The organism is Vibrio sp. 10N.222.46.A1 (assembly GCF_041473595.1).
Lineage (GTDB): Bacteria > Pseudomonadota > Gammaproteobacteria > Enterobacterales > Vibrionaceae > Vibrio > Vibrio tasmaniensis_A.
Window position 1 is genome coordinate 1 of sequence record NZ_JBFRSN010000384.1, and the last position, 3675, is coordinate 3675.

Here is a 3675-nt window from a genome sequence, read left to right on the forward strand (position 1 = left end):
AGCACGGTGAAGTGTTTGGTCATGATGGTGATAAGCCATTGATGGCGAAGAATGAAAACGAAGCGGTGGTATTTCCAAATCGTAACGTTGCTATCGGTCAACGAGCTGCCTTAATGGTGTGCGAAGTTGAAACGCGATTCGACCATGGTCAGCTTGTGTACGATTAATATCCAGTTAGGTTTAATCGACCAAAACAACCGCCCAACTGCTTGAAATATCAAGGTTCACATTACGGTGTGAGCCTTGAGTTTATTTGGGGATACAGGTAAGGTTACGCGAACAATTTCAAAGTAGCTTGATATGGATTTCCAACAACTTCTTCACCAAAAACAGCGAAAATGGACCCGAGCCATTTATCTGATGGCTGCACTGCTTGTCACGCTGAGTGCGATTTATCTAATGGTTGGCGATCTCTTCATTTCCCCTCTGGGCACATTGTCCACGTTAGAACAAAAACTACTGATTGATTTACGCTTACCTCGACTATTGGCGGCTATTGCTATCGGGGCAGGGTTAGCCGTATCTGGCGCAAGCTTACAAGTCTTATTGGGTAACGTATTAGCAGAGCCCGGTGTGCTCGGCATTTCTGGTGGTGCAAGCTTAGCGATGGTGATCGTGCTGTTCTTCTTACCGTTTGCTCCTACACCAGAACTGTTCATGATTGCCGCCGTTTTAGGGTCACTCTGTTTTACCGTGATTCTAGTGAGCATGGTTAAAACGATGCGACTGACTACGGCCAAGTTATTGCTGGTGGGTGTTGCGTTAGGCATTCTTTCTGGCGCGATGGTGACGTGGGCATTCTATTTTAGTGATGATCTTAGCTTACGCTTATTGATGTATTGGCTGATGGGTAGTTTGGGTGGTGTAACTTGGTACCAGCACTCGCTCACGTTAGTAATGATCCCCGTTATTATCTGGCTGTGCCTGCAAGGTAGCAAGCTAGACAAACTCATGATTGGCGAGACCCATGCTGCGCAGTTAGGCGTGAACGTTCCGAGATTACGTTGGCGTTTAATCTTCGCTGTGTCTATTTTAGTCGGCTGCGCAGTAGCGTTAGGTGGCGTGATCAGCTTTGTGGGTTTGGTGGTGCCACACTTACTGCGTTTAGCGATTGGTACCGACAACCGATACCTTCTTCCTTTGTCTGCCGTTGCCGGTGCCGCGTTACTGGTGTTTGCTGATATTTGCGCACGTACATTACTCGATTCTGCAGAATTACCCTTGGGTGTGATGACAACCAGTATCGGTGCACCAATCTTCATTTGGATGTTAATTAAAAATCATGATTCAAATTAAGAGCCTGAGCGTCGGCGCTCGTTTATTACCACTATCATTTGAGCTCAAGCAAGGGCAGGTGACTCATGTCATCGGTCCTAATGGCAGTGGGAAAAGTACCTTATTAGAAGCGATATCTGGCGTTGGTGATGGCTACAAAGGTGATATAAAGCTCGACGGACAAGACTTGTCAGTATTATCACTACAAGATTTATCATTGCATCGCGCTTATCTTTGTCAAAGTGCAAGACCCGCCTTCAACTTGGAAGTCTTCCAATACCTTGCGTTATCACTGCCAAGTTCATCACATGGCCTTGATACTGAAATCAACACGGCTTTGGAAGAGATAAGCCAGATGTTGGACATCACAGATAAACTTCATCGTTCAATTCAGACACTGTCTGGTGGTGAATGGCAACGCGTTCGTTTAGCGGGAATGTGCCTGCAAATTTGGCCGACGCTTAACCCTTATGCAAAGCTCCTGATCCTAGACGAACCTGCAGCGCCGTTAGATATTGCTCAAGAAGCGTTGCTGTATAAGCTTATCGAACGAGTGGCTGAGAAGGGCATTGCGGTTATTATGGCTAACCACGACCTGAACCGAACCTTGAGGCATGCCGACCAAGTACTGCTGCTCGAAAAGGGCGTACTACAAGCATCAGGCAGTGCAGAGCAAGTGCTTGTGCCTGAACAGCTAGAATCCGTATTTAACACGCAAGTAAAAAGCATCTCGGTCGACAATCAAACTTACCTATTGTTTGGTTAATTTAGGCTCATCAATACAAGGCAATCTATATGTTTAGATATATTCAACGACGACGAATCAAGAAAGTAATCAAATCACTTTCTGCAAAGTTGGTGAAAGCGTACGGAAGCAGTGATTTTTTCTCTATTGGGCAAGTAGAAACGAGTTCATGTGAATTGAGTAAGCGCCAACAACTGGTTGCCTTAGCATTGTTTGCTGATCCACAAGACCTTGCTGCTGAAATTGCTCCAGCCATTCAACTGCTGCGTAATGATGTGTCTAATGACTTCTTCGGTGGTGAGGAATATAACGCGCGTGATGTACTTAATTTGTTGGGCGGTGGCGGTTGGAAGGGCGGTCGTATGGACGATGATATGTCGAATCGATTTGGCATGAATAGCCGCTATTAGTTTAGCTCGTTCAAATTAACGTTTAATGATTTATCCATTTATAAACGTATACGCTCAATAGCTTAGCGACTTTACAGCAGTCTCAACAACGTAATAATAATGAAGATAAAAAGCACTCAATATCATTATTTATGCGAGCGTTTCACTCCAATTAATTCAATGAAAAAATACCTTCCTAGCGATCTATTTTCTTAGGGAATGCGTAATTTTTGTCGGTAAAAATTGATAATTCGAACCAATATCATCTATCTCTAACGCATTTCTTTGAGTTGTGTGATTCTGATTCCTTTCAAAATAAATCCCACTTTTATTGATAGTTATGACGTATATATTTTCCGTGTTCTTTAAGTCAGAAACTATAAACCCTCGAACTGCAATATTGATTAGTAAATGTCCAATCAATATTTCATACGGGGGTAAAATAATAGAGAGTGGGAAAGTGAAAACAGCAAATAATAATATTCTAAAAATAGCAGTGGGGATGGCTATGCTATCCAGCGTACCATCAGTAGCAAACGCTCATGGCTGGTCTGAATTTCCAAGTGCACGTCAGAATACGTGCTATGAACAAGGCGGGGTTTGGTCGGGTACGCCACCAAATGCAGCATGTGCTCAAGCAAAAGAGATTTCAGGGTCATATCCTTTCGTTCAACGCAACGAGTATGCGAAAAACATTCAAGACTTCAACAACATCAATGCAGTGAAAGCGGCGATTCCAGACGGCACGTTATGTTACGCCAATGATTCGCAAAAACGTGGCATGGGTGCACCTCATACAGGTTGGACTCGCACCGAGTTAAGCACTGGTACATTTGAATATGTATTCAATGCGACTGCACCACACAACCCGTCATTCTGGGAGTTCTACCTAACCAAACCAAACGCCGACCTGAGCAAAGGCCTAGCGTGGGGAGATTTAGACCTTCTCCAAGAAGTTGGGAATGTTCCTGTAAGTGGTGGCAAATACCGTATCAACGTAACGATTCCTTCAGACCGATCTGGCGACGCAATCTTATACGTTCGTTGGCAACGTGACGATGCCGCCGGTGAAGGTTTCTACAACTGTTCAGACATCACTATCGCGGGGGGAACAACTCCTCCACCAGAGCCGGGTCCTCAACCTGATCTAGTCCGTGGCGACCTGTTTGTTTCTGACCAGTTTGGTACGCCAGGAATTGGTGATACGGTTAAATATGACATCATCAACAAGTACGGTGAAGTAGCGCGTAGCTTCGACATCATTAT

4 protein-coding genes and 1 pseudogene are annotated in these 3675 nt (G+C 44.6%); all 5 read left to right on the forward strand.

Features of this window, described 5'->3' with window-relative positions; all coding sequences use genetic code 11:
- Nucleotides 1-167: pseudogene (locus AB4496_RS12170) on the forward strand (succinylglutamate desuccinylase); the annotation flags it as partial.
- Nucleotides 168-300: 133 nt separating this feature from the next.
- The gene (gene btuC, locus AB4496_RS12175) at nt 301-1296 is read left to right on the forward strand and encodes a vitamin B12 ABC transporter permease BtuC (RefSeq protein WP_009846930.1); all 996 of its coding nucleotides are present in this window, start codon (nt 301-303) and stop codon (nt 1294-1296) included.
- Entirely contained in the window at nt 1283-2041 is a 759-nt protein-coding gene (gene btuD / locus AB4496_RS12180; protein ID WP_017096954.1) for a vitamin B12 ABC transporter ATP-binding protein BtuD, read from the forward strand. The genes btuC and btuD overlap by 14 nt, the downstream gene beginning before the upstream one ends.
- Before the next feature lie 29 nt (nt 2042-2070).
- Entirely contained in the window at nt 2071-2430 is a 360-nt protein-coding gene (locus AB4496_RS12185; RefSeq protein WP_009846928.1) for a DUF6559 family protein, read from the forward strand.
- 481 nt (nt 2431-2911) lie between these two features.
- Nucleotides 2912-3675: lytic polysaccharide monooxygenase auxiliary activity family 9 protein (locus AB4496_RS12190; RefSeq protein WP_372131048.1), on the forward strand; the 764-nt coding region annotated here is incomplete at its 3' end.